Origin of the sequence: Novosphingobium sp. ERN07, assembly GCF_012641335.1 — a bacterium.
Taxonomy (GTDB): domain Bacteria; phylum Pseudomonadota; class Alphaproteobacteria; order Sphingomonadales; family Sphingomonadaceae; genus Novosphingobium.
Window position 1 is genome coordinate 495,936 of the sequence record NZ_JABAID010000002.1, and the last position, 23,253, is coordinate 519,188.

Below are 23,253 nucleotides of genomic sequence, written 5' to 3' on the forward strand. Positions count from 1 at the left end.
CTTAGAAGAGTATCTTTTCAAGGAACGCCCGCGTGCGTGGGTGCCCTGGATTGGTGAAGAAGGTCTGCGCGTCGGCGATCTCGATGATCTGGCCTTCGTCCATAAAAACCACGCGGTCGGCCACTTCGCGGGCGAAGGCCATCTCGTGCGTGACGCAGACCATCGTCATGCCCCCGGTTGCGAGCGCTTTTATGATGTCGAGCACTTCTTTGACCATTTCCGCATCAAGCGCGGATGTCGGCTCGTCAAACAGCATCAGCGCCGGATCCATGCACAGCGCCCGCGCGATCGCCGCGCGCTGCTGCTGACCGCCGGAAAGCCGAGTTGGGAACTTGTCTGCCTGATCGGCGATGCGCACGCGCTCTAGCATGGCATGGGCGACTTCGCGCGCTTTGTGCTCTGACAGGCCGCGGACGCGCATCGGCGCAAGTATGCAATTCTGCAGCACGGTCAGATGCGGAAACAAGTTGAAGTCCTGAAACACCATGCCCACTCGCGACCGGATCTCACGCAAGACCAGCGGATCGTCCGATACGCTTAGTCCGGTGACCAGGATGTCGCCTGCGTGATGCTGTTCCAGACCGTTGACGCAGCGGATCAGCGTGGACTTGCCTGATCCTGACGGACCGCAGATGACAACCCGCTGCCCCTCCTCGACATGCAAAGTCACGTTGCGCAGCGCATGAAAATCGCCGTACCACTTGTGCACGCCGACGAAGGACAACGCGTTCATTGCCAGTCCTCCGCCAGTGTCCTTTCAAGGTGCAACGAATAGCGCGTAACCCCGTAACAGATCGCGAAATAGATCAGCCCGACCATGAGATACGTCTCGGCATAAGGCATAGGCCAAGCAGGATCGTTGAGTGCCACGCGCCCCGCGCTCACGAGGTCAAACAGGCCCACCACCATGACAAGGCTGGTATTCTTGATCACCACGATGATCGTGCTGGTCAGCGGCGGCAGCACTTTACGGATCGCCTGCGGAAGTATCACGGTGAACAACACATCGCGCTTGCCAAGGCCCAATGCCTGCGCCGATTCCCACTGGCTGCGCGGTACGCCTTGCAAGCCGCCGCGCAAGACCTCGCACAAGTAGGCCGCGCTGACGAGGGTGAACACGCCCAGAGCCCGCGCGAGGTTCTCCAACCGGATCCAATCGGGTAGCAGAAGCGGGGCCAGGAACGAAGCTGCGAATAGCAGTGTCACCACCGGTATCCCGCGCAGCAATTCGACGAAACCAGTGGCGCAGCAACGAATGAGGGGAAGCGAACTGCGCCGGGCCAATGCCAGCGCCAAACCAAGCGGAAAGCCGAATGCGAGCGATAGCACCGTCAGCAGCAGCGTCACCGGCAGTCCGCCCCAAGATGACACCGGCACCGGCGACAGCCCCGCGACCCCGCCAGCCATCAGGGCCAAGACCAGCAGCAGCCCGCCAGCCCATGCTGCTGCCGTAATACGGGTCCAGTGCGCACGAGGCATCGTCCACAAAGCCAGCCCGACAAGGACAGTCACGACGGCGATTGGTCGCCAAATCTGCGTCTCGGGATAGATCCCGAAAAGAATGAACGGCCCTTTTTGGCGCAGGAACACCCAACAGGCACCGGCATCGCGGCAGGCATCGCCATTGCCTTGCCAGACCCCGTGCATGACGGCCCATGCAAGAAGGTGCGGCAGCGCCTGCGCGATCACAGCCACGAAGACCAGCGTGGCAAGCAGGTTCACGCCGCCCTTGAACAGCAAGGCAAGACCATTTGGACTGGCTGGGCGCAGCGTTGGAGCCAGCCGGGGCTCGGTCATTGCCTGGACGAACGTCATAGTGCCCACCGCCCGCTGCGCCGCTCCAGCAGAGCCATGCCGAGCGAGATCATGGCCGCCAGCGTGAAATAGATCAGCGCGACAAGCGCAACGCATTCGAGCGCATGGCCGGTATGGTTCATCGTCGTATTGGCGATGGAATTCAGGTCGGGATAGCCCACGACCAGCGCTAGCGTCGAGTTCTTGAGGATGGCGGCGAACTGGTTGGTCATCGGCGGCACCATCACCCGTAGCGCCTGCGGTACGATGACCAAGCGCAGGCACTGGCGCTCGCTGAGCCCCATCGCCCGGCAGGCGTCCCACTGCCCCGCCGGCACCGCCGCTATGCCGGCGCGGATGATCTCGGCGGCAAAACCGCTGGCGTACAAAATGCTACCGAGCGCGACCGCCGCGAACTCTGGTGTCAGGCTGACCCCGCCGACGAAATTGTATCGATCGAGGTGCGGCACGTCCGGCGCGATGCCCAGCCCAAGCGATAGCCAAAGCACGCTTGCCGCAATCACGCCTGCAAGCGTTACCACGCTGGCCTGATGGAGACGGCCACGCCATGCTAGCACCGCCACCACCAGCAGCCCGCCCATGGCCACCAGGAAAAGCGGCAACGCCGTCCCGGTAATCCCAAAGGACGTGATGTAAAGCCCGCGGTCGTTGAGGAAGATACCGGGAATAGGCTGTAGCGCATTTCCCGGCGGCGGAAGCGTCACAGTCAGCACGCCGTACCAGAACAACAACTGCACCACGAGCGGGGTATTGCGCACCGCGTCGATGAAGGTCCCTGCGGTGCCGATCGCCAACGGATGGCTGGATCGCCTCGCAAGCGCCAGCGGGATGCCCAGCAAGGTGGAAAACACACTCACGACTAGCGCAAGCAGCACAGTATTGCCCAAGCCGGCGACAAGCGCACGCGCGAACGTGCTAGAGGGCGAATAGGCCAACACCGATTCGGAAAGCGGGAACCGAGCCGTGCTGCTCAGAAAATCAAAATCGAGCACGATGCCACGAACGGAAAGGTTCTGCGCCGCGACGAACATCGTGATCGCGCCGACCACTGCGACGGCCAGCGCGAATAGTGCCTGTGGCAGCCACCAACGCAGCAGATCGCGTGAAGCGAGTTGTCTGCGCATCAGTAGAATCCAATGGGAACCATCAGCCCGCCGTCCCGCCGCAATCGGTTGGGCCCGCGCGGGATGTTCAGCCCGCTGGCCGCGCCAAGGTTGATATCGTAGACTTCCGCGTAATTGCCTACCTGCCGTACGATCTGGTAGGCGAAATCGTCCCGCAGACCCAGCGCGCGGCCGTTGCCCGGCTCTACGCCCAGAAAGCGTCTGATAATCGGATCGCGCGACTGACGCTTCGCTTCGACATTGGCCCGAGTGATGCCCAGATGCTCAGCTACGAGCATCGCCTCAATCGAAAACTTTACGATATCGAACCACTGGTCGTCGCCGTGCCGCACCGCAGGTGTCAGCGGTGCGATATCATCGCTCGCGGGAATGATGGTAAAATGGTGGCTCGGCTTCATCGCACGTAGCGCGACGAGTGCTGACTGGTCTGTCGCCAGAGCATCACATCGGCCCGCCAGAAACGCCTGCCGGGTGCTCTGCACATTGTCGAAGATCACCGGGTGCAGGACTATCCGTGTGCGCCGCGCAACGTCGGCAAAGACGATCTCGGTCAATGAGCCGGTCTGCACGCAGACCGTGGCGCCATCCAGATCGCGCAGCGTCTTTGCTCCGCTTTCCGCACCAATCATGAACGCAGTGTAGTCGTAGTAATTGGGAATGGTGAAATTGATCCCGCCCGCATCACGCTGCAGTGTCCATGTTGTGGTACGAGGTAGCACGTCGATCTCGCCGGTCAGCAGCGCGGTGATCCGTTGCTGGCCGGTCAGTGGCACAAATTCCGCCTTGTCACGGCTGCCCAGTGCCGCCACCGCAATCGCCCGGCAGGTGTCCACGTCCAATCCCCCCCAGTGGCCATGCGCGTCGGGCGCGCTGAAGCCGGTGGTATCCTTGCCCGCGCCGCACCGCACAAACCCTCGTGCGCGCACTTCCGCGAGCGTTGGGCCGCTTGCAGTTGGCACCGCCGGTCTTTCCGAACAGGCCGACAGCGAAGCGACCAGCCCTGCGAGGGTTAGCAAGGCGCGAGCAGCCGTCATGAAGCGACCAATCTGTCCAGCAGGTCGAGCAGATCGCAGAGCAGATCATCCTTATCCTCAAGCCCGATGCTGATGCGCAGCAGTCGCCCGGCAGGATAGCCACCAAGTCGTCCACGCACCGTCATCGGCGCAACAAGGCTGCGCGTTCCGCCCCAGGACGCCCCAATTACGAAGACCTGCATGGCTGCCAAAGAGTCGTCAAGCCGGGTGTCCAGCTCTGGACGAAGTGCAACACTGAACACACCGCTGGCCCCCGTCATGTCGCGCTTCCAGAATGCATGGCCGGGGCATTCTGGAAGCGCCGGGTGCAGCACCTGCGCTACGGCAGGGTGGGTCCGCAGCGCCTCGGCAATCGCGGTCGAGACTTTGCCGATATGGTTTATGCGCACGCCCAGCGTCTCGATCCCGCGCAGCACAAGCGCGCAGTCGTCAGGCGAGACGCCGATGCCTAACACTTTGGCCATGGCCCGCAGCCGTACATACCAGGTCCGCTCGCACAACGTCACACTGCCAAGCAGCACGTCGGAATGACCGGCGGCATACTTGGTCAGAGCTTCGACGGAGAAATCCATGCCAGCTGCAAGCGGCTTGAACAGGAGCGGGGTCGCCCAAGTATTGTCGCAGCCGGTCAAGATGCCCCGTCGCCGGGCGACCGTTACGATGGCCGGAAGATCCTCTACTTCCATCGTTGCCGACCCGGGGGATTCGGTCCAGATCAGGCGGACGCTATCATCGATGAAAGCCTCTATCCCGGCGCCCGTCAGCGGCGGGTAGATACGGTGCATGATGCCCTGAGCCGCCAGCACATCAGCGCACAGGGCGCGGACCGGCGGATAGGCGGTATCCGGGATCAGCACGGTGTCCCCGGGCTTCAGCACAGTCAGGAAAAGCAAGGCGATCGCCGCCTGCCCTGATGGAAGGAGGATCGTGCGTTCGCCCTGCTCCAGCGCGGCAATCTGCGCTTCCAGCACCCGCGTGGTCGGCGTACCTCCAAGTCCGTAGGCATATCCATCCGGCTCGCGCGCCTGGCGTCGGGTATAGGCATCGGCGCTTGGAAACACGATTGTCGAGGCCCGATGCGTCGGCACCGAAAGGCTGGAAAAGCCTGTCTGGTCCACCTGCGGGCGATGAACGAGTTGCGTCAGATCCTTCATCAATGTCCTCTTGCGTGGCAAGCACAATGCCGGGTCCAGACTGAGACCTCAATTGGCGTCTTGTTCGCGGTCCATGCACCTTTGTTATAGGACCGCATACTTCCATAAACGCACGCCTGAATGCCGAGCCTTGACACGCCGCCCCTGCCAAGCAGCGCCCTATAACATCAGGACATGGAGTCGTGCGCGGCGATCACTTGTAATGCAGCGCGCGTTGGAGTGGTTTCGCCATCAATGCGGGTGGCCCAGTTAGGCTGCTGTCGGGGAGCCAATATGAATCGTCACATCCCCTGGATTTTTCTGGCGATCGTCGGAGCATCGTGTCTTGCAGTGCTGGCAACTTCGCGCGGAGAAGCCGTGAACGCGCTTTGGATTGTGTGCGCGAGCGTCAGCTGCTTCCTGGTCGCATACCGCTATTATGCACTCTACATCGCGTGCCATGTCATACAGCTCGATCCGAACCGCGCGACGCCTGCCATCTACCGCAGCGACGGCTTGGACTATGTCCCAACCGACCGGCGTGTCCTCTTTGGCCACCACTTCGCCGCAATTGCAGGCGCAGGCCCGCTGGTGGGGCCGGTACTGGCAGCGCAGATGGGCTATTTGCCAGGAACCTTGTGGATCCTCTGCGGCGTCGTGCTGGCGGGAGCGGTGCAGGATTTCATGGTGCTGTTCATTTCGATGCGCCGCGATGGCAAGTCGCTGGGCGAACTAGTCCGTCTGGAGATGGGCGCTTTGGCCGGCACAATTGCGCTGGCAGGTGCCTTCCTGATCATGGTGATCATCCTGGCGGTGTTGGCCCTGATCGTCGTGCGCGCGTTGGCCGAAAGCCCTTGGGGCATGTTCACCGTCACTGCCACAATCCCGCTGGCGCTGGCGATGGGGGTCTATACCCGTTGGATCAGGCCGGGCCGGATCGGGGAAGTCTCGGTTCTGGGCTTGATCGGCCTAATCGCAGCCATCTTCTTCGGGCAGAACGTGGCCGCTTCCGAGGTATGGGGTCCAATTTTCATCTTCACCCCGCAGACGCTGTGCTGGATCCTGATCGGCTACGGCGCGCTGGCTTCGGTGCTACCGGTCTGGCTGTTGCTGGCGCCGCGCGATTACCTCTCCACTTTCCTCAAGATTGGTGCGATCACCGCGCTCGCTATTGGCATCGTCGTCATGGCACCGCCGCTGCGCATGCCAGCACTGACCCAGTTCGTCGGCGGCGGCGGCCCGGCATGGTCGGGCGCGTTGTTCCCGTTTCTGTTCATCACCATAGCCTGCGGCGCCGTCTCCGGTTTCCACGCGCTGATCGCCAGCGGCACCACGCCCAAGCTGATCGCGGCGGAGACCGATGCGCCCTTCATTGGCTACGGGGCAATGCTGATGGAGGCCTTCGTGGCGATCATGGCGCTGGTAGGCGCCTCGATCCTCGATCCGGGCATCTACTTCGCAATGAACAGCCCCGCTGCCGTGCTCGGTAATGACCCTGTCAGCGCGGCCCATGCCGTGACAGCGATGGGCTTCCCGATCAGCGCCGATACGCTGGTCCAGACGGCGCGCGATGTTGGGGAGCACACGATCATCTCACGCACAGGCGGCGCACCGACGCTGGCGGTGGCTATGGCTGAGATTTTCAGCCACGTCGCTGGCGGAACGGCGATGAAGGCGTTCTGGTATCACTTTGCGATTTTGTTTGAGGCACTGTTCATCCTCACTGCCGTCGATGCGGGCACACGCGCCGGACGCTTTATGCTGCAAGACCTGATCGGCCTTGCGGTGCCTTCGTTCCGTGCCGGGACCTCTTGGGTTCCGGGCATCGTGGCAACGGGTATTTGTGTCGCCAGCTGGGGGTTCTTCCTCTATCAGGGCGTAACCGATCCGCTGGGCGGGGTAAACACGCTGTGGCCGGTGTTCGGCATCTCCAACCAGATGCTGGCAGCAATCGCACTGATGCTTGCCACCGCAGTGCTCTTCCGCATGAAGCGGCAACGCTCCGCCTGGGTGACGGTAATCCCCACCGTGTGGCTACTCATCTGCACCCTCACCGCCGGATCATTGAAGTTGCTATCGAGCGATCCCTCAGTCGGCTTCCTGACCCATGCAGCAAAATTCGCCTCCGCCCTCGATCGCGGCGAGGTGGTGGCACCCGCCAAATCGGTGGCCGACATGCAAGCCATCGTTTTCAACGACCGCATCGATGCGGGGCTGTGCGCAGTTTTCTTGGCGGTGGTCCTGTCACTGCTATTCTTCACCATACGCACCTGCCTTGCCGCTTTGCACGACCCGGCGCCCAGCGTGAATGAGAGCCCCAAGCAGATGGTTCCGACCGAATGAGAATGCTGCACACCATGCTGCGCCTGATGGTTGGACAGCCGCCTTACGAGGCTTATCTCGCCCACATGGCGCAACGCCATCCCAGCACCCAACCGATGAGCCGCACCGACTTCTTCCGCAACCGAGAAGAGGCTAGGTACGGCTCAGGCGCTGGAAAGTGCTGTTGAAGGTCTCTGACACCGCAGCCGTCGCCCCGCCCGGTTCCGCCTTTTCCCAAAGATCTGATCCATGCGCCTGAACGCGACCGCTTCCATTCTTGCCGCAATGGTCCTTGGCTTGGCTGCAGGCACTGTTGCCCATTGGTGGGCAGGTGACAATGCTGCGCGCGCCGATGAGGTGGCAGGTTACTTCAGTCTACTAGCCGACATATTCCTCCACCTGATCAAGATGATCATCGCACCGCTGGTCTTCTCGACGCTTGTCACGGGCATCGCACATATGGGCGATGGCGCAGCGCTGGGACGGATCGGCGGGCGGGCGCTGGCATGGTTCATTACCGCCAGCCTGATCTCGCTGACGATCGGGCTTGTGTCCGTCAATTTCTTCGCGCCCGGCGAGGGCCTTGGCCTGGTGCGCTCCGCCACAGATCCTGGCGTGAATGGACAGACGCTCAATCTCCGCGAATTCGTGCTGCACGTGTTCCCGACATCAATGGTAGGTTCCATGGCTCAGAACGCGATCTTGCAGATTGTCGTGTTCTCGCTGTTCGTGGGCGTGGCCCTGCTCGCGATGGGTGAAGAAGGCCGCCCGATTCTGGTCCTGGCGGAAACCCTGACCGGCCTGATGCTGCGGATAACCGGCTATGTCATGCGCATTGCCCCGCTGGCTGTGTTCGGCGCGCTTGCAGGTGTAGTGACACGGCAGGGCCTTGGCGTGCTGACAACTTTCGGAATGCTTGTCGGTGAGTTCTACCTAACGCTGGTGGTGCTGTGGGCGTTGCTGTTTGCGGCAGGCGGGATATTTCTTGGACGGCGGATTTTCACGCTTGCCCGGCACCTACGCGAGCCGCTGATGATCGCATTTTCAACCGCTTCGTCAGAAGCTGCCTATCCCAGGATGCTTACTCAGCTTGATCGCATTGGCGTGCCTCGACGCATCTATAGCTTTGTCCTGCCGCTGGGCTACAGCTTCAACCTTGACGGATCGATGATGTACGCAACCTTTGCGACGATCTTCATCGCGCAGGCGTATGGCATCGATCTGCCCCTCACCAGTCAGATCACCATCCTGCTTGTGCTGATGGTGACGAGCAAAGGCATTGCCGCTGTCCCGCGCGCCAGTCTTGTGGTCGTCGCGGCAACTCTGGGGCAGTTCGACCTGCCGGTCGAAGGCGTGGCTTTCATTCTCGCGATCGACCATTTCATGGACATGGGGCGCACCGCCACCAACGTGCTGGGCAATGCCATCGCTACCTGTGTAGTCTCGCACTGGGAAACCCGACGAGACTTACGCGAAGGCGGGCGGTCCGCACAGGCATAACAGAAGTGCATGGACTGAAAAGCGCTGGTGAATTGTTCGGTACGCAGCCGGTCGTAACATCCTTTTTGACCAAAGCATCGGAGCCACAAGAATGACCGCGTTAAAACCTAATCTAATCGCCCTTACTCTCGCCTCTATAACCGCCGCAGCTCCGGCGATGGCGCATCCCGGCCACGCAGATGCCGAACTTCCAGATTCCTATGCGATCTCGACCCCGCAGATCGCGTTCTACAACACGCCCAACCGAAAACACGTGTTGATCACGAAGGGCGAGGCCAAGACCCTGGGCACGGTCATGGTCGATCTGAAGTCGGCTTCCAACGTGCTGGTGCAGTTCACCAGCGGCCTTGCATCCGTGGCACCCGAGGGATGCCCATGCTCGGTCCGGGTGTCGATCCAGTTCGACGGACGCGATCCGATAGTCATCAAGCGCGTGAACCTTGGCGTTGCCAAGACGATGATCGGCGACAAGTATCAGGTCGATCGCCAGTCTGCAGATGGTTCCTTCGTTCTTCCACTGCCCGCTGGTCATCACGAGATTTCACTCGTCGCGCAGCGCATAGAGGGCGACAGCGAACTCCTGCATGCCTTCTATCCGAATATTCAGGCACTTGTCTTCCCAGCCGCGCCGCAAAAATAGTGACGTTTCGTGCTCTTCAATAATCCAGACCTATTGTTCTGTTCGAGGTCAAATTCGGCACGAGGTCAAATTCAGGTTATCGGCGAGCTTGGACCTGTACTGAATAGCCCCTAGTTTTCTAGATGCCTTCCGCTTTCAAAATTTGCTGCCGTTCGAACTCGACGCGCGACAGCATCCCGTTCCTGACCTGCTTGCGGATCGGGTTGTAGAACATCTCGACGTAATCGAACACGTCGTGCCGGGCTTCCTCGCGGGTTTTGTAGGTGCGGCGCCGGATGCGCTCGCGCTTGAGTGACGAGATGAAGCTCTCCGCGACGGCGTTGTCATGGCAGTTGCCGCGTCGGCTCATCGAGTGCTCAAGATTGTGAGCCCGGATGAACGCAGCCCAGTCGATGCTGGTGAACTGCGAGCCCTGATCCGCTGCGAAACCTCAGCTAACGGATAACCCCGTTCGGTGATCTGGGCCACCGCATCACGCTTGAACTCATCGCTGAAATAAGCCTTCCCCATCGTCGCCTCCTGTCCTCAAAATTGGGATCGAAGGCGTCCAGAAATCTAGGGGCTATTCAAAGTGATGTTCACCCCACTCGCGACGGATGCGCGAATGGCCATCAGTCCTGAGTGGAAGTAGGTGCCATCCCCCATATTCTGGAAAACATGATCTGTGCCGACATAAGGTGCGAGACCGACCCAGTTTGTCCCCTCGCCTCCCATATGGGTCGGTGGCAGCGCGATCTCAGGTCGCACGAAGTTGACCATGGTGTGGCAGCCGATGCCGGTCATTGACAGGCTACCGTCTGGAACACGCGTCGAGCGGTTGTGTGGGCAGCCCGAAAAGAAATAGGGACTGCGCTTCGGCAAGCCGTCTGCTGCGTCCAAGGGCCTTGACGCCATCGCTGCCCGTAACTTCACCAGCCGCATCAGCGAGCCATTCCGTGTCGATTACGAGCCCTTGCGCCATGCTTACAACCGAGCAGCCGAAGCTGTTTCCAACAGTCTGAATCGAATGGCCGATGTCGTTGAAGGTTTGCACTTGTCTGCTCCATCCATTTGCACAGGGTCATGGGGCCCGTGCCACTCCCAAGCAAAACGACTACAGTCAGGATTGCCGGAAGTTTGCATTATTATCGATAATGTCTTGCATCGTCGCCTATGTGTTGCTATCCAAGAATCGGAGGAAAGCTGAATGGCAAAGGTCAACGTCGAAGATCTCGTGCGCGATCACATCCTGCGTGGTGTATTCAAGCCAAGTGCGCAGCTGCGCATGGAGGATCTGAAGGAAAGATTCGATGTCGGTCATTCGCCGATCCGCGAGGCTTTGTCTCGGCTGGCAGGTGAAGGCCTCGTTCTGGCGGAAACAAACAAGGGGTTTCGTGTTCGGCCACTTAGCCGTGCCGACTTGCGCGATATAGCCATTGCACGATGCGCGATCGAGAAGGAAGCTCTGCGTCGATCCATCATCAATGGCGGGGACGATTGGGAATCCGAGGTTGTTGCCGCGATGCATAACTATCGCAAGAAGGCTGCCAATGCCTTTGAGAGTGCAGACACTCTGGCCGCCTGGGAAAATGCCCACGATCGCCTGCATTCCGCACTTATATCGGCGTGCGGATCGCCGCGCCTGCTCGACCTGCAACAGCGTTTGCAGGAACAACACACGCGGTATCGACGGCTGATCGTGATCCCCAATGTCCAGGCCGATGCGCATGGAGACGAACACGAGCGTCTCGTCTCGACAGTACTTGACCGTAATGTCGATGAAGCCGTGGCGATGATGGAGCGCCATTTGATGATCACTGTCGATGCACTCGAGGAAGCCGGGTTCTGGGATAAGCAGCCGGGCTCCGAAGCCTGACCCTTTGGATCGCGAAATGGGCCAGCTCAGTTAAGGGCGGCCCTGAGGGAGGTTATGTCAATGAAGGTAAGAAAAAATGCGGCTTCGGCCGCAACGGTAGCCCTGTGCCTGTTTTCCGGGACTGTCTTCGCGCAAGATGCCACGTCAAGCTCAGCTGAGAATACAATCGCTGGCCCTGAAGAAATCATCGTAACGGCACAGCGCCGTGACGAAAGGCTTCAGGATGTTCCAGTGGCAGTCAGTGCGCTGTCAGGCAACTACATCGCTGAAAACCAAGTGCGAACGCTTCAGGACCTGGGCGCCACTGTACCAGGCCTCGTCGTTACCAATTCGGTCAATTATGGCTCTGCCCCACTCTCGATCCGCGGCATCGGAGGTGCAAACGGCGGTGGCAACGTGTTTGCCGATGAACCGGTGGCGGTCTACGTTGACGATGCCTACGTTGCACGCCTCCGGCTTTCTACGGCAGACCTGATTGATATTGGTGGTATCGAAGTTTTGCGAGGACCTCAGGGAGTCCTCTTCGGCCGGAACTCAACGGCGGGTGCAATTTTGGTCCGCTCGGCCACACCGACGAAAAACTTGACTGCAAAGGTCCAGGCGTCAGCCAGCACGATAAACGAATACCGGGCTCAAGCAGCAGTGTCTGGCTCCCTGGACAAGGAAGGCCGCGTCAAGGCGCGTCTGGCTGGTGGATACTCCAACCGAGGTGGCTGGGGAACAAACAGCGTGCCGGGTCCCAAGCTGAATCGTGGAGAAGACTGGCAGGTTCGTGCTTTCCTGCAGCTTGAACCCGTCGATGGGCTCATCATAGATCTGATCGGCGACAAGAGCTATTCGAAAAGCTTTCCTGGAACCATCAACATCTCGGATGTCTCGAACCTGCGCGACCAGACCACGAACCCGGCCGGCAGTAACGTGGTGTTCCCCTACAAGCTCCGACCGGATCTTCAGCAGATTCTCGACAATGATCGCTTTGCTTTGAATTTTCCGACGTTCACAACAATCAATGGAACCAATCTTACGGGACGCATCAACTGGGACCTTGGGCCTGTCACGCTGACGTCGGTTACAAACTTCCGCAGATGGCACTTGGTCGGCACTCAGGATTCCGATGGAACGGCGTTCGATCCGCCGACGCCCAACTTCGTAACCGGAACTGTTGCAAACATCGGCAACAACGCAAACGGGAATTCTCGCGACCGGCAGATTACGCAGGAACTGCGGCTGGCTTCAAACGGAGACGGCAGGATCAGCTGGCTGTTGGGCGGCTACTATTTCAACGAACGCAACTCGGTCGACCCGGTTACAATTTCCAATTTTCTGGCAGGACCAGGCGGTGCCGGCACATTGGTAACCTTCGTGTCTAACCAAGATACCGAAAGCTGGGCGGTTTTCGCAAATGCGAGCTACGAACTCACCGATGGGCTGAAGCTGTCGGTCGGTGGCCGCTATTCAGAAGAGACTAAGGACTTCTTCAACAGCCAGTTGGTCCAGACCATCAACACGTTCGATCCTCCGGGCCCAGTGGTATTCAATGCCGGCCAGGTGCTCGCCGCCCCTCCGAACCTGAACCTCAACCGCAAGGACACGGACTTTTCTCCTCGGGTTGTGCTCGACTACAAGCCAACCGAAAGCACCCTGCTCTACGCAAGCTTCAGCCAGGGCTTCAAGTCAGGTGGCTTCAACGCGTTTCGTGGCTCGACTGTCACCTTCGCGCCCGAGGGAACCGACGCGTATGAAATCGGCCTGAAGACCGACATCGCCCGTCAACTACGCCTCAATCTGTCGGCATTCCGGTATGACTATTCCAACCTGCAAGTCCGCACCCCTGTGCCAACCGGTGGCGTTGGCATCGAAAGCGCCGCGAAGGCACGCAGCCAAGGCGTGGAAGTGGAAGCCAGCCTGTTTCCGACAAATGGCCTGAGGTTCGACATCAACGCTGCTTATCTCGACGCCAAGTTTCTCTCCGGAAGCCTCTCAGCGGTGCAGGCCCAAAGCTATGTCTTTGGCACCAATCCACCGGTCGTGGCCGAAAACGTCGCAGGCAATGCACTTACCCGAGCCCCCAAGTGGCAGATGGGGTTCAGCGGTCGCTATACCTGGGAGCTCGGTTCAAAAACCAAGGCGACGATACAGGGTTCAGTTCGTCACCAAAGCAAGGTCTACTTCCTCGAAACGCAGCAGCAGGCGCAGACCTATGTCGGACAGGCATGGGAAGAAGTGGATGCACGCGTCGCAATCGGAGACACGGACGATAAGTGGGAACTCTCCCTCTTTGCCAAGAACATGTTCAATAACCGCCACTTCAGCCAAGTGACCGCATTCTTCGGCTTGCCGAACGCGGCACTGAACGACCCACGTCGGTTCGGCATTCAAGCAAGCATGAAGTATTGACGATGAAACTGATGACCTTTGACCACGGAAAGGGCCCTCGCCTGGGGGCTCTTTCCAGCGATGGCCTGATTGTCGATCTGGCTGGGCGACACGATGTGCCCGCTTTTCAATCGCTGCAGGCCTTCATCGAGTCTGGCCCGGACGGTCTCGCCCTGGGCTATGAAATGCTGCAGAAGACTGGGGCCACACTGGATCCCGGATCCGTGCAATGGTTGGCACCACTGCCCTGCCCTGTCCAGATGCGTGATTTTCTGGTCTTTGAAGAACACATGTCCATGGCCGGATGGCGGGGTGCACAATTGCGTGCAAAGTGGGGAGCACCACCTGCCCCTGCTGAGCCCATGCCAATACCACAGATCTGGTATGAACAACCCATCTACTACAAGTGCAATCGCTTCGCCGTCGCCGGACCTGACTCGACTGTCGACTGGCCTGCAGCAAGCCATGTCATCGATTACGAGCTGGAACTGGCTTGCATTATCGGGAAGGGCGGTGCCAACATCTCTGCGAACGATGCAGCAGATCACATCTTTGGCTACACGATTTTCAACGATCTGACTGCGCGCGACCTCCAGTTCAAGGAGATGCAAGGCCCCCTCGGTCCGGCCAAGGGCAAGGACTTCGACAACGCAAACATCCTTGGACCAGTGGTGGTCACCGCAGATGAGCTTGGCCTCAATCCAGACCTTGCCATGAAGGCGTTCGTCAATGGGGAGCTATGGAGCGAGGGACGCTCAGGCACCATGCATTGGGGCTGGGAACAAATCATCGAGCATGTCAGCAGAGGAGAAACCCTTCATCCAGGAGAGGTGCTCGGGTCAGGCACCGTGGGTTCGGGATGCGGCCTCGAGCTTGGCAGGTTGCTCAAGCACAACGACGAAATCCGCCTCGAGATCGAGATGATAGGCACCCTGATCACACGCATCAATGCTCCGCATGTGCTCGAAGGCATGGTGCTCTGATGTGCCCCCATTTCTTCGATCTGTCCATGCCCATCAGCGCATCGATCGTCACCGATCCTCCACCGCTGCGTCCCAAAATCCACTATTCAGGTCACAAGGACGGTGTCGCGCAGATGCTCCCGTTCTTCCCGGGCTTGCGCGAGGACCAGTTGCCTGACGGCGAGGCATGGGCAGTTGAGGAACTGGAGCTGTCAACTCACAGTGGCAGCCATATGGACGCGCCGTGGCATTATCATTCGACCACCCTTAATGGCGAGCTGCGCAGTCCGACGATCGATGAGGCGCCCCTGGACCTGTTCTTGCGACCAGGGGTAAAGCTCGATTTTCGCTCTTTCCCGGATGGTTACGTAGCCACCGCGCGAGACGTAAAGGCCGAACTGGGTCGCATTGGCCATGAGCTGAAACCGTTCGATATCGTGCTGGTCAACACAAGTGCCGCTGCTGCCTACGGTCGGGAGGATTATCACAACTCAGGATGCGGCATGGGACGAGATGCCACCAATTTTCTGACAGATGCTGGTGTGCAGGTTGTTGGCACCGACGCGTGGAGCTGGGACGCGCCATTTGTTCACACGGCCAAACGATTTGCCCAGTCAGGGGATCCCGCCATAATTTGGGAAGGCCACAAGGCAGGCCGCGAGCGTCCCTATTACCAGATGGAAAAGCTGCATAACCTCGAAGCTTTGCCACCGCATGGCTTTACCGTCGCCTGCTTTCCAGTGAAAATTGAACGGGCATCGGCCGGATGGGTCCGGGCAGTGGCGTGGGTAAATCCTGAATGAGCTCTCTCACGGACAACGAATTGGCCAAGGGATGGCGTGTCCTTGCCGGATCTTTCATCGGCGTCGGCATCGGAGTCAGCTCGCTCTACTTCTATTCGCTCGGCGTTTTCATAAAGCCCTTGGCAGCAGAATTCGGATGGTCACGCGGACAGGCATCTCTCGGAGCACTGGTCGGAACCGCCTGTGCCGCATTGATGTCTCCTGTCATAGGGCGTATCGCCGACCGAGCAGGGTCCTTAAAGGTCGCGATCATGTCGCTGCTTCTGCTTGCAGGCGGTTTTGCAGCCCATGCTGTTCTGGTCACCGGGCTCACCAGCTTTCTGGCGGTAACCGCCCTGTTATCCTTGGCCACAGCTGGCTCGAGCCCTCTTCCATATACAAGACTTACCGTTGCCAGCTTCGACCGACACCGAGGGCTGGCACTTGGCCTTGTTCTGGGTGGCACTGGCCTCGGAGCCATTCTTATTCCACGTTTCCTCGTGCCTTATGTGGGCGCAGAGGGATGGAGGGCGGGATATCTTGCGCTGGGGCTGGCTGCTCTAGCTGGCACACCGTTCGTAGCACTGCTGCTTCGTAGCGTGCCAGATCTGGCGATATGCAAGCCCGCCCCACTCTCTTTTGCCATGATCAGGCAAACGCGCGGTTTTCTGTCGCTTGCATCGATGTTTCTACTCGCTGCCGTGGCAATCCTGGGAACCGTCGTGCAATTCGTGCCCATGTTGACCGACGCCGGACTGGGGCCTGAAGAGGCAGGCGGAATTGCCGCATTGATAGGGGCCTCTGCAATTGTAGGGCGTCTCGCCATCGGAGTTCTTCTCGATCGCCTGCCAGCCAACAGGGTTTCGGCAGGGCTATTCGCCGTCGCGTCGACCGGCCTTTTTTTGATGTCCCAAGGTGGAATGGCGATGGCTGTGCCTGGGGCCCTGATTACCGGCGTTGCCGTGGGCGCCGAGGTGGATCTGCTGTCATTCCTTACGTCGCGATACTTTCCAAAGCCAGCATTCGGCCAGGTCAATGGCATCCTCTATGCGGTGTTCCTCGTGGGCGGCGCTCTCGGACCATATATTTCAGGTTTCCTCTATGATCTTTCGGGCGATTATGGACTGTCCCTGGTTCTCGCATCGACGCTGCTGGCGATCGCTGCGGCAATAGGCTGGCTTCTGCCCCCACCATACGACGCCGCCTGATTGCCCCTGAGAGGCCGTTTCGAAAGGGGTTGAGCGGCTGAGGTTGCTGTGATTCCGGGGGTTATGCAGACAACCCGGAAATCTTGATGTGGAACCAGCGACCGGCGCGCAGCATACGCGGGTTTCGAAGCGTTACCAGACGGATTTGAGCGATGCCGAGTGGGCGCTGATCAATCCTTGCAACCGAACGTGGCACGTCATGGACGGAGTCCGGCTTTCGAGAGTCATGGCGCAAGGGCTGTCAGAAGGCTGGCGCCACTGACCTGACGTTCCACGATTTGCGCGGGACCGCCGTGACCCGATTGGCGATAGCAGGATGCCCGCCATCCGACAGGCCATCATTGATCAAATATCGCGACCTCCGCCAGACCGATGCCCTCATTGCGGTGGGACCCCATCAGTCACGCATTTCAAACTTCTGCCAAAGTAGTGCTAGAAACACTGGATGCTCGCGCTACGACTGAGAAGCAGAGATCGAAGCACACTGCTCCCCTTCGGCGGCAAGGATCCAACCCCGACTGGTTTTTGGACAAAGCCCGCGCTCTCTGGTGACGGATCGAAGAACCGGTCTTGCCAAAAGCCTGCATTCAAGAATCTCATTCCGGCTGAAATGATGGCCTACGACGGGCAAGGAAGGCGGCCACGCCTTCGCGACCCTCGGGGCCATCGGCTGCTGCAGCGATAGTGCGGGCCTCGCGGTCCAATTGGTCAGCAAACGCGCTGGTCGATGAAGCGGCGAGCAGACGGCGTACGTCGCCGAACGCGGCAGTGGGTCCGCCCGCGAGGCCTATGGCGAGCTTTTGCACTTCACCGGCAAGTTCATCTGCCAACACCACACGCGTGACAAGACCAAGCGATACGGCCTCGGCCGCACTGACTCGGCGGTTGGTGAGGATCATCTCCTGCGCGGTGCGCAGGCCAACGAGCCTGGGCAACAGCCATGACATGCCACCGTCTGGCGTAAGGCCTATGGCGGTATAGGCCGCGGTGAAGTGCGCGGCCTCGCTGGCGATCACGATATCGGCAGCGGCAGCGAGGCTGAGCCCTGCCCCAGCAGCTGGGCCATTGACGGCAGCGATCAGTGGCTTGTTCATACCGGCTAGCATCAGCACAGCTTCATGAAGCGTATCCGCCAGCTTGCGGATAAACGCGCCTGCCGCATCGCCCGCGCCCCCGAAGGCGCCGATATCACCGCCCGCGCAGAACATGCGTCCCGTGCCGGTTAGCAGGACGCAGCGCACTGCTGCATCCGCCGCAACGGCCTGCGCCGCAGCGCGCAGATCACGGGCGAGCGCCATGTCGATGGTGTTGCCCTGTTCGGGGCGGTTGAGCGTCAGCGTGGCGACGCCGTTATCGATCGTGGTCAGCACAGTGGTCATCGGCATTTCTCCATGGCATCGCGCGCCAGCCCGGCCAGCCTTGGCAAGGACTTCGCCCTCTCACGCGCCTGCGCGTTGCTGGCGGTGCCGCGCAGCACGCGGCCCTTGATGCCGTGCATGATGGCTGCGAGACGGAAGAAGTTGAACGCGAGGTAGTAGTCCCAGTTCGCGATGCTTTTCCGCCCCGTCCTTACGCAGTAGGCGGCGATGTACTCGGCCTCGGTAGGCAGACCCAGCGGCACCGGGTCCGCCCCGCCGAGCCCCGCCACAATATCGCCCGGCATGCGGTACATCATCGCGTGGTAGGAAAAGTCGGCCAGCGGATGGCCCAGCGTCGAAAGCTCCCAGTCCAGCACCGCCAACACGCGCGGCTCGGTTGGGTGAAAGATCATGTTGTCGCAGCGGAAGTCGCCGTGGACCACCGTGGTCTCATCACTCTCGGGGATCGCGGTCGGCAGCCATTCGACCAGCGCGTCCATGTCAGGCAGGCGCCCGGCGAGTTCGTCCTCGAGGTACTGCTTGCTCCAGCGGCCGATCTGGCGCGCGAAGTAGTTGCCCGGACGGCCATAGTCGCCAAGCCCCACGGCCTCGACATCGACCGAATGGAGCGCTGCAATCACCTTGTTCATTGCATCGAAGTAGGCCGCGCGTTCGGCCTTGGGCACCTCGGTGAAGGCCGCGTCCCAGAAGATCCGCCCCTCGACCATGTCCATCACGTAGAACGCGCTGCCGATCACGCTCTCGTCCTCGCAGACGGCATAGATGCGCGCGGTCGGCACATAGGTCGCGGCAAGGGCCTGCTGCACGCGCGCCTCGCGCAGCACGTCGTGCGCGCCCTTCAGCAGTGGCCCGGGCGGCTTGCGTCGCAGCACATAGCGCTGGCCGGGGGTGGTCAGCTTGTAGGTCGGATTGGACTGGCCACCGTTGAACTGCTCGACCTTCAGCGGCCCGGCAAAACCTTCGACATGGCCTGCCATCCACGCTCCAAGCACCGCCTCGTCAAATGCGACGCGGACCTTCCCCGCGCCGCTGTTAGCCGCGGCCAAGTCCGCCATCACTGCGCGGCCTTCCAATCACGGCGCAGCTTCTTGGCGAGGCTCCACTTGTGGACCTCGGTCGGGCCGTCGTAGATGCGGAAGGCGCGTACTTCGCGGAACATCGTCTCGACGATGGTCTTGTCGGTCACGCCCATCCCGCCCATCACCTGCACGCACTTGTCTGCGATGCGCATCAGGGCTTCGGAGACCGCCACCTTGGTCATCGAGCTTTCGACGGTGCCGAGCGAGCCGGTGTCTAGCACACCCGCGCACCAGTCGATCATCAGTTCGCACTGCTTCAGGTCGATCATGTTCTCGGCGAGCATGAAGCCCACACCCTCGTGGTCGATCAGCGTCTTGCCAAAGGCCATGCGGCGGTTGGCATAGTCGGTCGCAATTTCCTGCGCGCGGATGCACCCGCCGAGCCAGCGCATGCAGTGCGAGAGCCGCGCTGGGCTGAGGCGGATCTGCGCATACTTGAAGCCTTCCCCAGCATCGCCCAGCATCTGGTCAGCGGGCACGCGCAAGTTGTCGATGGTGATCTCGGCGTGGCTGCCGGGCATCGAGCTGTCGATGGTGTTCGGAACCCCGGTGATCTGGATCGCAGGGTCAGGCAGGTCGACGAGGAACATACACACGCCGCCCTTGCTGTCCGGATCCTCGGACTTGGCCATCACGATGCCGACCTTGGCGCCTTCGGCCCCGGTGATGAAGCACTTCTTGCCGTTCACCACCCAGTGGTTGCCGTCCTTGCGGCAGGTGGTGAGCATCATCGAAGGGTCTGCACCTGCTCCGTTCAGTTCTGCCGGTTCGGTCATGAAGAAGGCCGATCGCGCGCGGCCCTCCATCAGCGGCTTCAGGAAGCGTTCCTTCAGATCCGGGCTGCCGACATGGCCGATGAGGTACATGTTGCCCTCGTCCGGCGCCTGCGTGTTGCAGGCGAGCATGCCGAGCGGCGTAAGGCCTGACTTGATCAGGATCACTGCCGTCTCGCGCTGGCTGAAGTGGCGGCCAACGGGCCGGATGTGCGGCGTGAGCACCCCGGCCTCACGCGCCAGTTCGCGCATCTCCATGACCAGCTCATCTGTCGGCGCACCGTGATGGTCGCGGCGCGGGTCCTGCTCGTAAGGGAAGATCTTCTCCCGAACGAATGCCTCGACCCTCGCCGCCATCTCCAGCGCTTCGCTGCTGATCGTCATGTCCTCGAACCCTTCTTGAGACCTGTGCCTGCTTACTTCGGAGCCATGCGGATCGCGCCGTCAAGGCGGATCACTTCGGCGTTGACCATCGGGTTGGTCACTATGGCCTCTACCAACTTCGCGTACTCTTCGGGCCGGCCTAAACGGCTGGGAAAGGGCACCTGGCGGCCGAGTGAATCCTGTGCTTCCTGCGGCAGGGACCCCAGCAGCGGGGTCCAGAAGATGCCTGGCGCGATGGTGTTCACGCGGATGCCGAAGCGGGCGAACTCGCGCGCGATGGGGAGCGCCATGCCGACCACGCCACCCTTCGAAGCGGCATAGGCGGGCTGGCCGATCTGGCCTTCAAACGCCGCGACGCTGGCGGTGTTGACGATCACCCCGCGCTCGCCGTCTTCGTTCAGCAGCTCTGCATCGTGAATGCGCGCGGCAAACTTCGAGAGGACGTTGAACGTGCCGATCAGGTTGATGTTGATGATCTTCGCGAAGTCCGCCAGCGGCAGCGGGCTGCCATCGCGATTGATGACCTTGGCCGGTGGGCCGATGCCTGCGCAATTGATCAGGATGCGCGCCTTGCCGTTCACCGCTTCGGCCTCGGCAATCGCGTTCGCAACGGCATCCTCGTCCGTCACGTTGACGGGTGCGAAGCGGCCACCGATTTCCGCGGCCTTTGCCGTGCCGAGCTTCGCATTGAGATCGAACAGCGTCACCTTGGCGCCGCGCGCTGCGAGCAGTTCGGCCGTCGAAGCGCCAAGGCCCGAGGCCCCGCCGGTGACGATCGCCGCCAGTCCGTTGATATCCATCGTGTGTTCTCCTTATTTTTTGGGGATCGTCAGGCCGTCAGCGCGCGGGCAATGACCATACGTTGGATGTCCGAAGTACCTTCGTAGATCTGGCAGACGCGCATATCACGGTAGATCCGTGCCACGCCGTATTCTTCGAGATAGCCATAGCCGCCGAGGGTCTGCAGTGCGCCGGAGACGACTTCCTCGGCCGTCTCGGACGCGACCAGCTTGGCCATCGAGGCCTCGGTCAGGCAGGAAGCGCCGGTGTCCTTCACGGCAGCGGCATGCAGTACGAGCTGGCGCGCAGCCTCGAGTTTCGCAGCAAGGCCAGCGAGCCTGTGGCCGACCGCCTGATGCTCGATGATGGCTTGCCCGAAGCTCCTGCGTTCCTTGGCATAGCCGATGGCGATCTTCAGCGCCTCCTGCGCCATGCCGATGCACTGCGCGGCGATGCCGATGCGGCCCGCTTCAAGGTTGGAAAGCGCAATGCGGTAGCCCTCCCCTTCCGCGCCGAGCACCATGTCATCGGGCACGAAGACATCGTCAAAGCGGATCGCGCAGGTATCGGAGGCCTTCTGGCCCAGCTTGTGCTCCACCTTTTCGACGACGTAGCCGGGGCTGTCCGTCAGCACGAGGAAAGCCGTCATGCCGCGCTTGCCAGCTTCGGGATTGCTCATTGCAAAGACGATCGCCACCTTGGCAATGCGCCCGTTGGAAATGAACTGCTTGGCGCCGTTCAGCCGCCAACCGCCATCGACCTTCACCGCACGGGTGCGTATGGCCGAGGCATCGGAGCCCGTGTCGGCCTCGGTCAGCGCAAAGGCACCGGTGCCGCGCCCGCCAATAAGATCCGGCAGGAAGCGCGCCTGCTGCGCGGGCGTACCCAGCTTGAGCAGGCCGCCCACGATCAGGCTGTTGTGGATCGAAAGGATCGTCGAGAGCGCACCATCGCCGGCCGCGATCTCGATCAAGGCGAGTGAGTAGGAAACGGTATCCAGCGCCGATCCGCCCACCTCTTCGGGCGCAGTCATACCCATCAGGCCAAGGGCGGCCAGTTCTCGCCACAGATCATCGGGATACCCGTCTGCCGCCTCGAATGCAGCCGACCGGGGACGAAGCCGCTCCTGCGCAAAATCCCGCACCATCTCGCGAACCGCATCCTGCGTTTCTGTCAGAATCATAAAACCAATCCGTCGAATATATACTCATGAGTACATTGCATGAGACGTGGTTTCATGTCAACGTGTGGCCAGTCTATGAAGCTCACCGCATCACCCTTTCCCAGCCCTGAGGAAAAGCGCTCCACCCGCGCGGCGAAGCGCGATGCCGTGCTGCGCGCGGCGGTCCAGATGTTCAACGAACGCGGCTTCCACCAGACCTCGCTCGACGATGTTGCCGCAAGCCTTGGCATCTCCAAGCCGACGATCTACCACTACCTTGGCAACAAGGATCAGGTGCTGCTCGAATGCGTGAAGATCGGGCTAGGCCAGCTCATCGCTGCGGCCGAGGAAGCCCGGGCACATTCCGGCACAGGCGCGGACCGCCTCTCCGCCTTTCTCGCACGCTACGCCGCGATAAACATGGACGACTTTGGGCGCTGTGTGATCCGCACGGGTGACGAAGCGCTCGCGCCGGAAAGCCGCGAGCGGTTTCGGGACCTCAAGCGCCAGATCGACAGTCACATGCGAAACCTGATCGTAGAAGGGATAGCAGATGGCTCGCTCGCACCGTGCGATCCGAAACTCGCAGCCTTCACGATTGCCGGTGCGCTGAACTGGCCAGCGCGCTGGCACGATCCGGCGGGTAACGAGAGTGCTGTCGACTTAGCTCGGCAAATGATCGCTCTGCTGAGCCGAGGCTACTTGCCGAGGTAACGCCCGCGCATTTTGGCACTCTTGAAGCAAGGTCAGCGAAGCGAGCCAGACCCTCAGTGAAGTCCGCATGCGCCGGCTCTGCTGCTCGATCGATTCATGGTCGGTGTTGGTACGGGACATTAGTTGCCTGTCGGTAAGCGCTGTGCGGCCCCCACCTTGCGCGGGTGATGCCCAGCGTTGAGCTTGCCGGGCCTGATTTGGGCCGAGGCGCTACTCCTATGATAATCCCGT

23 protein-coding genes and 1 pseudogene are annotated in these 23,253 nt (G+C 60.8%); 11 read left to right on the forward strand and 13 right to left on the reverse strand.

The annotated features are described in order from the left end of the window. Position 1 precedes the first annotated feature (1 nt). Genes HGI47_RS05375 through HGI47_RS05395 form a run of 5 tightly spaced genes read right to left on the reverse strand, consistent with a single transcriptional unit; the run spans position 2 to position 5,127 of the window. The gene (locus tag HGI47_RS05375) at positions 2-733 is read right to left on the reverse strand and encodes an amino acid ABC transporter ATP-binding protein (protein WP_168851760.1); all 732 of its coding nucleotides are present in this window, start codon (positions 731-733) and stop codon (positions 2-4) included. Next, on the reverse strand, positions 730-1,815 hold the full coding sequence (locus tag HGI47_RS05380) for an amino acid ABC transporter permease (protein WP_168851761.1): 1,086 nt from the start codon (positions 1,813-1,815) through the stop codon (positions 730-732). The genes HGI47_RS05375 and HGI47_RS05380 overlap by 4 nt, the downstream gene beginning before the upstream one ends. After that, on the reverse strand, positions 1,812-2,939 hold the full coding sequence (locus tag HGI47_RS05385) for an ABC transporter permease subunit (RefSeq protein ID WP_168851762.1): 1,128 nt from the start codon (positions 2,937-2,939) through the stop codon (positions 1,812-1,814). The genes HGI47_RS05380 and HGI47_RS05385 overlap by 4 nt, the downstream gene beginning before the upstream one ends. Further along, on the reverse strand, positions 2,939-3,973 hold the full coding sequence (locus tag HGI47_RS05390; RefSeq protein ID WP_168851763.1) for an amino acid ABC transporter substrate-binding protein: 1,035 nt from the start codon (positions 3,971-3,973) through the stop codon (positions 2,939-2,941). The genes HGI47_RS05385 and HGI47_RS05390 overlap by 1 nt, the downstream gene beginning before the upstream one ends. Further along, positions 3,970-5,127 (reverse strand): PLP-dependent aspartate aminotransferase family protein, encoded by a 1,158-nt coding sequence (locus HGI47_RS05395; protein WP_168851764.1) that lies wholly within the window; start codon positions 5,125-5,127, stop codon positions 3,970-3,972. Before HGI47_RS05395 ends, HGI47_RS05390 begins: the two co-directional genes overlap by 4 nt. A gap of 273 nt (positions 5,128-5,400) precedes the next feature. Between HGI47_RS05395 and HGI47_RS05400 the strand changes: the two genes are divergently transcribed. The 4 genes from HGI47_RS05400 (at position 5,401) to HGI47_RS05415 (ending at position 9,568) form a co-directional block, all read left to right on the forward strand. Beyond that, on the forward strand, positions 5,401-7,449 hold the full coding sequence (locus HGI47_RS05400) for a carbon starvation CstA family protein (protein WP_168851765.1): 2,049 nt from the start codon (positions 5,401-5,403) through the stop codon (positions 7,447-7,449). A gap of 26 nt (positions 7,450-7,475) precedes the next feature. After that, positions 7,476-7,616 carry a YbdD/YjiX family protein gene (locus HGI47_RS05405; RefSeq protein ID WP_370521640.1) on the forward strand — a complete coding sequence of 47 codons (141 nt, stop codon included), beginning with the start codon at positions 7,476-7,478 and terminating at the stop codon, positions 7,614-7,616. A 61-nt stretch (positions 7,617-7,677) separates the two neighbouring features. After that, positions 7,678-8,928, forward strand: coding sequence for a dicarboxylate/amino acid:cation symporter (locus HGI47_RS05410; protein ID WP_168851767.1), 1,251 nt, complete (start codon positions 7,678-7,680; stop codon positions 8,926-8,928). A 157-nt stretch (positions 8,929-9,085) separates the two neighbouring features. Beyond that, on the forward strand, positions 9,086-9,568 hold the full coding sequence (locus HGI47_RS05415; protein WP_240949993.1) for a hypothetical protein: 483 nt from the start codon (positions 9,086-9,088) through the stop codon (positions 9,566-9,568). Positions 9,569-9,686: 118 nt separating this feature from the next. On the opposite strand, the pseudogene HGI47_RS05420 reads toward HGI47_RS05415, so the two are convergent. The 3 genes and pseudogenes from HGI47_RS05420 to HGI47_RS05430 all read right to left on the reverse strand — a co-directional run. Continuing rightward, positions 9,687-9,989: pseudogene (locus HGI47_RS05420) on the reverse strand (IS3 family transposase); the annotation flags it as partial. A gap of 134 nt (positions 9,990-10,123) precedes the next feature. Beyond that, positions 10,124-10,351 carry a hypothetical protein gene (locus tag HGI47_RS05425; RefSeq protein ID WP_370521636.1) on the reverse strand — a complete coding sequence of 76 codons (228 nt, stop codon included), beginning with the start codon at positions 10,349-10,351 and terminating at the stop codon, positions 10,124-10,126. Between the two features lie 7 nt (positions 10,352-10,358). Continuing rightward, complete coding sequence (locus HGI47_RS05430) at positions 10,359-10,601, reverse strand: hypothetical protein (RefSeq protein WP_168851369.1); 243 nt, start codon at positions 10,599-10,601, stop codon at positions 10,359-10,361. A gap of 153 nt (positions 10,602-10,754) precedes the next feature. On the opposite strand from HGI47_RS05430, the gene HGI47_RS05435 reads away from it, so the two are divergent. The 6 genes from HGI47_RS05435 (at position 10,755) to HGI47_RS22370 (ending at position 17,013) form a co-directional block, all read left to right on the forward strand. Continuing rightward, positions 10,755-11,423 carry an FCD domain-containing protein gene (locus HGI47_RS05435; protein WP_168851769.1) on the forward strand — a complete coding sequence of 223 codons (669 nt, stop codon included), beginning with the start codon at positions 10,755-10,757 and terminating at the stop codon, positions 11,421-11,423. 60 nt (positions 11,424-11,483) lie between these two features. Further along, positions 11,484-13,820, forward strand: coding sequence for a TonB-dependent receptor (locus HGI47_RS05440; protein ID WP_168851770.1), 2,337 nt, complete (start codon positions 11,484-11,486; stop codon positions 13,818-13,820). A 2-nt stretch (positions 13,821-13,822) separates the two neighbouring features. Continuing rightward, complete coding sequence (locus HGI47_RS05445; protein WP_168851771.1) at positions 13,823-14,782, forward strand: fumarylacetoacetate hydrolase family protein; 960 nt, start codon at positions 13,823-13,825, stop codon at positions 14,780-14,782. Further along, positions 14,782-15,564 carry a cyclase family protein gene (locus HGI47_RS05450; RefSeq protein ID WP_168851772.1) on the forward strand — a complete coding sequence of 261 codons (783 nt, stop codon included), beginning with the start codon at positions 14,782-14,784 and terminating at the stop codon, positions 15,562-15,564. The genes HGI47_RS05445 and HGI47_RS05450 overlap by 1 nt, the downstream gene beginning before the upstream one ends. Beyond that, a complete protein-coding gene (locus HGI47_RS05455) occupies positions 15,561-16,751 on the forward strand; it encodes an MFS transporter (RefSeq protein ID WP_168851773.1) in 1,191 nt (396 codons plus the stop codon). The genes HGI47_RS05450 and HGI47_RS05455 overlap by 4 nt, the downstream gene beginning before the upstream one ends. Before the next feature lie 88 nt (positions 16,752-16,839). Continuing rightward, positions 16,840-17,013 (forward strand): hypothetical protein, encoded by a 174-nt coding sequence (locus HGI47_RS22370; RefSeq protein WP_206066025.1) that lies wholly within the window; start codon positions 16,840-16,842, stop codon positions 17,011-17,013. A 334-nt stretch (positions 17,014-17,347) separates the two neighbouring features. Here HGI47_RS22370 and HGI47_RS05465 read toward each other — a convergent pair whose 3' ends face one another. Genes HGI47_RS05465 through HGI47_RS05485 form a run of 5 tightly spaced genes read right to left on the reverse strand, consistent with a single transcriptional unit; the run spans position 17,348 to position 22,329 of the window. Continuing rightward, entirely contained in the window at positions 17,348-18,130 is a 783-nt protein-coding gene (locus tag HGI47_RS05465) for an enoyl-CoA hydratase/isomerase family protein (RefSeq protein WP_168851774.1), read from the reverse strand. After that, a complete protein-coding gene (locus HGI47_RS05470; protein WP_168851775.1) occupies positions 18,127-19,185 on the reverse strand; it encodes a phosphotransferase in 1,059 nt (352 codons plus the stop codon). The genes HGI47_RS05465 and HGI47_RS05470 overlap by 4 nt, the downstream gene beginning before the upstream one ends. Continuing rightward, positions 19,185-20,366, reverse strand: a complete 1,182-nt coding sequence (locus HGI47_RS05475; protein WP_168851776.1) for an acyl-CoA dehydrogenase family protein — start codon at positions 20,364-20,366, stop codon at positions 19,185-19,187. Before HGI47_RS05475 ends, HGI47_RS05470 begins: the two co-directional genes overlap by 1 nt. Positions 20,367-20,398: 32 nt before the next feature. Beyond that, entirely contained in the window at positions 20,399-21,166 is a 768-nt protein-coding gene (locus tag HGI47_RS05480) for an SDR family NAD(P)-dependent oxidoreductase (protein WP_168851777.1), read from the reverse strand. A 29-nt stretch (positions 21,167-21,195) separates the two neighbouring features. Continuing rightward, entirely contained in the window at positions 21,196-22,329 is a 1,134-nt protein-coding gene (locus HGI47_RS05485; protein ID WP_168851778.1) for an acyl-CoA dehydrogenase family protein, read from the reverse strand. Positions 22,330-22,404: 75 nt separating this feature from the next. On the opposite strand from HGI47_RS05485, the gene HGI47_RS05490 reads away from it, so the two are divergent. After that, positions 22,405-23,022, forward strand: a complete 618-nt coding sequence (locus tag HGI47_RS05490; RefSeq protein ID WP_168851780.1) for a TetR/AcrR family transcriptional regulator — start codon at positions 22,405-22,407, stop codon at positions 23,020-23,022. Positions 23,023-23,253: the final 231 nt, after the last annotated feature.

Excerpts from the sequence above, each read along its gene's own strand:
- HGI47_RS05375 (WP_168851760.1), bottom strand. The coding sequence starts at position 733 with ATGAACGCGTTGTCCTTCGTCGGCGTGCACAAGTGGTACGGCGATTTT.
- HGI47_RS05380 (WP_168851761.1), bottom strand. The coding sequence starts at position 1,815 with ATGACGTTCGTCCAGGCAATGACCGAGCCCCGGCTGGCTCCAACGCTG.
- HGI47_RS05385 (WP_168851762.1), bottom strand. The coding sequence starts at position 2,939 with ATGCGCAGACAACTCGCTTCACGCGATCTGCTGCGTTGGTGGCTGCCA.
- HGI47_RS05390 (WP_168851763.1), bottom strand. The coding sequence starts at position 3,973 with ATGACGGCTGCTCGCGCCTTGCTAACCCTCGCAGGGCTGGTCGCTTCG.
- HGI47_RS05395 (WP_168851764.1), bottom strand. The coding sequence starts at position 5,127 with ATGAAGGATCTGACGCAACTCGTTCATCGCCCGCAGGTGGACCAGACA.
- HGI47_RS05400 (WP_168851765.1), top strand. The coding sequence starts at position 5,401 with ATGAATCGTCACATCCCCTGGATTTTTCTGGCGATCGTCGGAGCATCG.
- HGI47_RS05405 (WP_370521640.1), top strand. The coding sequence starts at position 7,476 with ATGGTTGGACAGCCGCCTTACGAGGCTTATCTCGCCCACATGGCGCAA.
- HGI47_RS05410 (WP_168851767.1), top strand. The coding sequence starts at position 7,678 with ATGCGCCTGAACGCGACCGCTTCCATTCTTGCCGCAATGGTCCTTGGC.
- HGI47_RS05415 (WP_240949993.1), top strand. The coding sequence starts at position 9,086 with ATGGCGCATCCCGGCCACGCAGATGCCGAACTTCCAGATTCCTATGCG.
- HGI47_RS05425 (WP_370521636.1), bottom strand. The coding sequence starts at position 10,351 with ATGACCGGCATCGGCTGCCACACCATGGTCAACTTCGTGCGACCTGAG.
- HGI47_RS05435 (WP_168851769.1), top strand. The coding sequence starts at position 10,755 with ATGGCAAAGGTCAACGTCGAAGATCTCGTGCGCGATCACATCCTGCGT.
- HGI47_RS05440 (WP_168851770.1), top strand. The coding sequence starts at position 11,484 with ATGAAGGTAAGAAAAAATGCGGCTTCGGCCGCAACGGTAGCCCTGTGC.
- HGI47_RS05445 (WP_168851771.1), top strand. The coding sequence starts at position 13,823 with ATGAAACTGATGACCTTTGACCACGGAAAGGGCCCTCGCCTGGGGGCT.
- HGI47_RS05450 (WP_168851772.1), top strand. The coding sequence starts at position 14,782 with ATGTGCCCCCATTTCTTCGATCTGTCCATGCCCATCAGCGCATCGATC.
- HGI47_RS05455 (WP_168851773.1), top strand. The coding sequence starts at position 15,561 with ATGAGCTCTCTCACGGACAACGAATTGGCCAAGGGATGGCGTGTCCTT.
- HGI47_RS05465 (WP_168851774.1), bottom strand. The coding sequence starts at position 18,130 with ATGACCACTGTGCTGACCACGATCGATAACGGCGTCGCCACGCTGACG.
- HGI47_RS05470 (WP_168851775.1), bottom strand. The coding sequence starts at position 19,185 with ATGGCGGACTTGGCCGCGGCTAACAGCGGCGCGGGGAAGGTCCGCGTC.
- HGI47_RS05475 (WP_168851776.1), bottom strand. The coding sequence starts at position 20,366 with ATGACGATCAGCAGCGAAGCGCTGGAGATGGCGGCGAGGGTCGAGGCA.
- HGI47_RS05480 (WP_168851777.1), bottom strand. The coding sequence starts at position 21,166 with ATGGATATCAACGGACTGGCGGCGATCGTCACCGGCGGGGCCTCGGGC.
- HGI47_RS05485 (WP_168851778.1), bottom strand. The coding sequence starts at position 22,329 with ATGATTCTGACAGAAACGCAGGATGCGGTTCGCGAGATGGTGCGGGAT.
- HGI47_RS05490 (WP_168851780.1), top strand. The coding sequence starts at position 22,405 with ATGAAGCTCACCGCATCACCCTTTCCCAGCCCTGAGGAAAAGCGCTCC.